The organism is Vagococcus allomyrinae (genome assembly GCF_017829975.1).
GTDB classification, from domain to species: domain Bacteria; phylum Bacillota; class Bacilli; order Lactobacillales; family Vagococcaceae; genus Vagococcus_D; species Vagococcus_D allomyrinae.
In genome coordinates this window covers 161627-167636 of the sequence record NZ_JAEEGA010000015.1, presented here as the reverse complement: position 1 = coordinate 167636, position 6010 = coordinate 161627, and the positions used below count along the sequence as shown (strand labels likewise).

At 42.5% G+C, this 6010-nt stretch carries 7 protein-coding genes; all 7 read right to left on the bottom strand.

The annotated features are described in order from the left end of the window. Positions 1–149: 149 nt before the first annotated feature. The gene (locus tag I6N95_RS20245) at positions 150–1121 is read right to left on the bottom strand and encodes a diaminopimelate dehydrogenase (RefSeq protein WP_209531165.1); all 972 of its coding nucleotides are present in this window, start codon (positions 1119–1121) and stop codon (positions 150–152) included. A 118-nt stretch (positions 1122–1239) separates the two neighbouring features. Continuing rightward, on the bottom strand, positions 1240–1947 hold the full coding sequence (locus tag I6N95_RS20240) for a transglutaminase-like domain-containing protein (protein WP_209531164.1): 708 nt from the start codon (positions 1945–1947) through the stop codon (positions 1240–1242). A gap of 47 nt (positions 1948–1994) precedes the next feature. Then, the gene (locus I6N95_RS20235; protein ID WP_347340581.1) at positions 1995–2747 is read right to left on the bottom strand and encodes a helix-turn-helix domain-containing protein; all 753 of its coding nucleotides are present in this window, start codon (positions 2745–2747) and stop codon (positions 1995–1997) included. 175 nt (positions 2748–2922) lie between these two features. After that, on the bottom strand, positions 2923–3564 hold the full coding sequence (gene pyrE / locus I6N95_RS20230; protein ID WP_209531163.1) for an orotate phosphoribosyltransferase: 642 nt from the start codon (positions 3562–3564) through the stop codon (positions 2923–2925). 1 nt (position 3565) lies between these two features. After that, positions 3566–4276 (bottom strand): orotidine-5'-phosphate decarboxylase, encoded by a 711-nt coding sequence (gene pyrF, locus I6N95_RS20225; protein WP_209531162.1) that lies wholly within the window; start codon positions 4274–4276, stop codon positions 3566–3568. A gap of 2 nt (positions 4277–4278) precedes the next feature. After that, a complete protein-coding gene (locus I6N95_RS20220; RefSeq protein ID WP_209531161.1) occupies positions 4279–5196 on the bottom strand; it encodes a dihydroorotate dehydrogenase in 918 nt (305 codons plus the stop codon). Then, positions 5193–5975: a dihydroorotate dehydrogenase electron transfer subunit gene (locus I6N95_RS20215; RefSeq protein WP_245249749.1), complete on the bottom strand. Its 783-nt coding sequence runs from the start codon at positions 5973–5975 to the stop codon at positions 5193–5195. Before I6N95_RS20215 ends, I6N95_RS20220 begins: the two co-directional genes overlap by 4 nt. Between the last annotated feature and the right edge of the window lie 35 nt (positions 5976–6010).

Genomic DNA, 6010 nt, shown 5'->3' with positions numbered 1-6010 from the left:
ACTCTGATGAATGAATAAAAGAGAATAAAATAAGGTTCCAATCCCAAAATCAGGGATTGGACCCTTATTATTTTATCTCTAAAGATAAAAACGAAAGAAACCTATTCGTTTTTCAGCAGCCTCCAAATAGTGGATTCTTTTTTTGAACTCTATAATAATTCGGCACGTAGTTCTGCTCCAGACTTTGGTGATAAATAACTCGGAGCGATGTCAAGTACGGTATGAGCACCAAACTTCCCTTCTTGAGCCAATTTTACACAGGCTCTGGCATATGCCACTAGCACACTGGCCGTGAACTCTGGATTACTATCTAAATGCAGACTATATTCAATGACTTGATGAGAATTTTCATGAGTCGTCCCAGTATGCAAAACAGTGCCACCATGAGGCATTGTTTTATGCTGGGCATTTAGTTCTTCTTGAGAAATAAAATTGACTTCTGTGTCATAATCAGCAAAATAATTCGGCATTGTCGTAATGGTTGATGCGATCTGTTCTTTATCAGCCCCCTCTGCCACAACAACAAAGCATTGACGGAAATGTTTGTCACGCGTTGTTAAGGTCAATTTTTCACCAGCTTTAAGGCGGGTAATTATACCCTCATTAGGAATGGTATACTGAGTCCCATCGAGCACCCCAGGAATACGTCGCAATGCATCTGAATGCCCTTGACTGACTCCTTTCCCCCAAAAGGTCGTCGTTTCTCCCTTTGGTAAGACACTTTGAGCGTAAAGGCGGTTGAGACTAAACAAACCGGGATCCCACCCAGATGAAATAACTGAAACCGTCTGATTCTCTTTAGCGACGCGATCAACCTTGGTAAAATGCTCAGGAATTAACGCATGGGTATCAAAGCTATCTACCGTATTAAAATCAGCCGTCAATGCTGGTGTTTGTTCCGGTAAATCTGTTGCTGAACCGCCACATAATATACAGACATCAATCTGATCTTTCATCTTCAAGACATCCTCCATCACAAAAACCTTCGCGCCATCTGTTTGCACATCTGCCGGTTGTCTTCTTGAAAAAACCCCTACTAGATTCATGTCACTATTTTGTTTAATTGAGCGCTCAACACCTCGTCCTAAGTTTCCATATCCAATAATTGCTACATTCATCATTCGTTACACACCCTTCATTTTTGGCTACTCAAAGTATACCATATCTTGATAATAGCTTACAAAAAGGTTAAGACCTTTTACAAAAGGGGCTCGCTGATTCTTGTTAAAATCAAACTGGTCACACTCGGTTATTTCGGACCTTATTGACTGTTCTAGTCATGATTTTGCAGCCAACCTGAGTGTAGAAAAAATTTTTGAGGCCTGACATCTTTTGTTGATGGGTCATTAACAAGTCATCCGGCGAGTCAAATAAGCCGAAGTCACGGCTAATCGCTTCTTTTTGGATATAGGTATCATTGCCATTCCAATCAATTGGGGGATTTTGTAAATCCTTTGTGGCAATCGCATATTGGTTAAAGGCCCCACGCTCATAAGAAAATAGCTTTTGAACTGACTGCAAGTATTTTTTATCAGTGATGACACCCTCCAGCGCGTACCAGTGTTTCTGATAATACACTTCCACCCAAGTATGTAAGATAAAATCAGGTGCCAGCCATGAAATAACGCCGGTTGTCGCCCCCCGTTGAAACCCTTTACTTACCTCAAAGGCGTGAAGTCGGCAAGGAATGCCAACCGCCCTTAATAATGCCATTAACAGTGTCGCCTTCGTATTGCATTGACCAACCCCCTCAGCTAACACTCGATTGGCCGTTAATTTATCGGAAGCATTATAGCCAAATAAAATATCGTTTTGCACAAATTCATAGATTTCCTTAATTTTTTGGTAATCAGCTAACTTTTGCCATTTTTTTTCAGTTACCAATGCCTGAATGTCTGGCGAATTATAATTCAACAGTTTGGTCTCGTTTAAATAATTTCCCTTCATCATTAAGCTCCTTTCTTTGCTACAGCATTACTATAACAAAAATTCACTTAATTAACTTTCAAAAACTCGCTATCTTTTAGGGAAAAAGAGACAGGCATTCCCATCATTTTTTTGACCGTACTTGAAAAATGAGAAGGCGTGCCAAAACCGGCAATCAAGGCAGCTTCAGTGGTTGTTTTTCCGTCGAACAACTCCCTAAAAGCTCGTTCCAACTGATGAAGAACAAGATAACTTTTTAACGGAACACCTATTTGTTCTTTGAATAAATGGGCCAGTCGACTTGGCGAGAGATGGACTTTGGCGGCGATATTAGCAAGGGTGTGGTCATCACATTCACAAGTTCCAAGCAACTCAAGGGCTTGCCTAACTCGTTCATCGTATTGATTTACAAACGGCTGGAGGCCCAAGTAATTGACGAGCTCTTCTTTAAACCTAAGGTATTTTTCTATGCTACTATCACTTTTTAATTCTTGAGCCTGCTGTCGCAATCCATCCAGCCCCTGTCGCTCAACAATCCAGTACCCTTGATCATTTACTTTGGAGGTTAATTGTTCGGCAAATTCCGAGGTGGGTTCTATCAGAGCTGAATAATACAGTTGCTTTTTCGCTGAAAAAGCATGGGAGACATTTTTAGCGATAACAATGCTCTCACATTTAATTACTTTACCTTCGATAGTGATTTCGACAGGAGCTTCAATCCCGATAAAAAGTTGCATCATCCAGTGACGATGAGCTACCGCTTCCAAGTGATTGGACAAAAATCCAATTTGATCGACTTGCCAAAAAATTTTATTTATCACGATAAGTCACCCAACCTTTCTGATTTTCACTCGCTAAAGCCTTAGTCACCTAACTGTTCCCAAAAGACCAAGGATGCCATTTAATTTACTAGACTTCCCGACTTTCAAATGACTTTCCTTTAAATTATAACAAAAAAAAGAACAGAACACCTGGTTCCATTCCTTCATAAGTGATTTAGTCTTGATTTTTTGACCAATCTGCAGGGCTTTTTTTCCACTCCTGTAGTAAGGACACTTCACGTTCAGTGACATACTCAATCGACAAAGCCACCTTAATTAGCGTGCTGTAATTGGTCAAGGTCAATAAGTCAACTTTTTTCGCGGCAAAATTTTCAATTCCTTTTGGTAACTCGTAAGTAAAGATCGCGGCAACCCCTAAAACCGTTGCGCCTTCACGAGTGGCGGCTTCAGCCGCTTCCAAAACGCTACCACCTGTAGAGATTAAATCTTCGATAATCATCATTTTTTGGCCTTCAGTTATTCGCCCTTCAATTTGATTTCCTTTACCATGGGCCTTAGCTTTACCACGAATATAAACCATTGGCAAATTTAATATTTGAGCCACCCAAGCGGCGTGAGGAATGCCGGCAGTTGCCGTTCCCGCAATGACTTCCACATCTGGGTAAGTCTCTTTGATTCGTTTGGCCAAGCCTTCGGCAATCGCTGTACGTACTTTCGGATAACTCATGGTTATGCGATTATCACAATAAATCGGACTCTTTAAACCACTAGCCCACGTGAAAGGGGCACTAGGACTAAGGCTCACCGCTTTAATTTCTAATAACTCTTGGGCAATTTGTTTGGCTAATTCCGTCATTTTAGTAATCTCCATTCCATTCAGTCAATATTTTTTTATAAGCCGTTGCTGGGGTTTCCGACTGAGTAATTGGCCGTCCCACAACAATATAGTCTGAGCCAATTTGATAAGCATCAGCTGGGGTTACCACACGCTTCTGATCACCAACTTGACTCCCACTTGGGCGAATACCTGGTGTTAAACAAACAAAAGCGTTGGCTGTTACCTTTTTAATGTCGCTGACTTCCAGAGCTGAACAGACAACGCCGTCCAAACCACTGGCTTGAGTCAATTGGGCATAATGGCTAACACTTTCAGCTAAGCCAACAGCAATTAATTGGTCATGTTGCATCGCTGCTTCACTGGTAGAAGTCAATTGAGTAACTGCAATGAGTTGAGGACGTCGCTGACCTTCAGCCGTTCCCGCCACTAACCCCCGCATGGCTCCTTCCATCATCAATTGTCCCCCGGCTGCATGAACATTGGTCATGGCAACACCGAGCTTGGCAATGCCACGCATGGCACTTTCAACCGTATTAGGAATATCGTGAAGTTTCAAATCCAAAAAAATATCATGGCCTAACGCCTTTAACCACGTCACAATCTCAGGACCTTCTTGATAAAATAACTCCATGCCCACTTTTACATATAACTTTTCATCGGAAAAGTGGTTTAAAAAATCTGCCACGCCTTGTCGATCAGGAAAATCTAGCGCAATAATCGGTCGGTTCATCTTTATCTACCTGCCTTTACTTCATTAATCAAAGCCGTTAAACTTTCAATCCCTAACTCATCCATTCGTTTAGGTAATTCATCAATCAACTTAGGACAGATATATGGATCTGTAAAATTGGCCGTCCCAATTGCTACTGCACTGGCTCCTGCCAAATACATCTCAAGAACGTCGTCCACAGTATAAACACCGCCCATGCCAATAATAGGAATATCAACAGCATGAGACACTTGATGAATCAAGCGAATTGCCACTGGCTTAATCGCAGGGCCAGACAGCCCTCCTGTTTGATTTGCTAAAACGGGTTGTCGCGTTTTCAAATCCAAACGCATTCCTAATAGGGTGTTAATCATCGTCAGTCCGTCTGCCCCACCGTCTTCGATCGCTTTCGCAATCGGCACAATATCCGTTACATTAGGAGATAACTTTACGTAAATCGGCACAGAGCTAACCGCCTTAACGGCTTTCGTTAAACGATAAGCCACTTCTGGGTCTGTTCCAAAGGCAATCCCACCATGTTTCACATTAGGACAAGAAATATTTAACTCGATGGCTTTGACATTAGGAGCATCGCCAATCTTTTGACAAACCTCTACATAGTCCTCTTCCGTGGACCCAGCAACGTTAGCGATAATTGGCACATCATAAGCTTCCAAATAGGGCAATTTTTGACTCATCACAACATCCAGCCCTGGATTTTGCAGACCGATGGCATTCAGCATCCCACTTGGCGTCTCCGCCACACGGGGTGTTGGATTGCCAAAACGTTGCTCAACGGTCGTCGCCTTGACCATGATGGCTCCTAAGAGACTTAAATCATAATACTTGGCATACTCTTCACCAAAGCCAAAGCAGCCACTGGCAGGCATAATGGGATTCTTTAAAGCTAATCCTGGGATACTCACTGCTAACCGACTCATAACCTTACCTCCCCTGTTGCAAACACTGGTCCTTCATCGCAAACCTTTTTACTTTCTTTCCCTGTTTCATCAGCTTGCAAGTGACAGACACAAGCGTAGCAAGCTCCCATGCCACATGCCATACGGGCTTCTAACGACAGATAAGCCCGTGGATGATCGTGAAAATTAGCTTCCACCGTTTTCAATAAGCCATTTGATCCGCAGCTATAAACGGCCGTTGGCTGATACTCTTTTAATAACCGATCTAACACATTGCCAACATGGCCCTGTGTCCCATAAGAACCATCATCCGTCGAGATATGAACTTCGTCCAAGGCCTTAAATGCTTCCTCGTAAAAGATGACTTCCTGCTTGGCAAAGCCTAATATATGAACCACTTTAGCGCCCCGTTTTTTTAGTTGACGAGACAACTCATAAAGCGGCGGCACTCCAATCCCCCCTCCGATAATAAAGACAATATCCTCAGAGCTAATATCCGTAATCGGGAAACCATTTCCCAGTGGTCCCATGACATCGAGTAAATCACCCGTGGTTAACTGACTAAAGTCCGCAGTGCCTGCCCCTTCCACTCGGTAAATAATCGTACATTCGGCTTTTTCCAGATTAATTTTAGCTAAACTAATCGGTCGACGTAATAATAAGTCGGCCCGTGGGACTTTAATGTGAATAAACTGACCAGGAACCTTCATTTCCTTTACCAACTCACCTGTTAAGACTAATTCATAAATATTCGGGGCCAACTGAATTTGACTGACCACCGTCATCATTTCCTGCTTCATGATTAACCTCCTAATTTTAGTCCTTGTGACGTTAC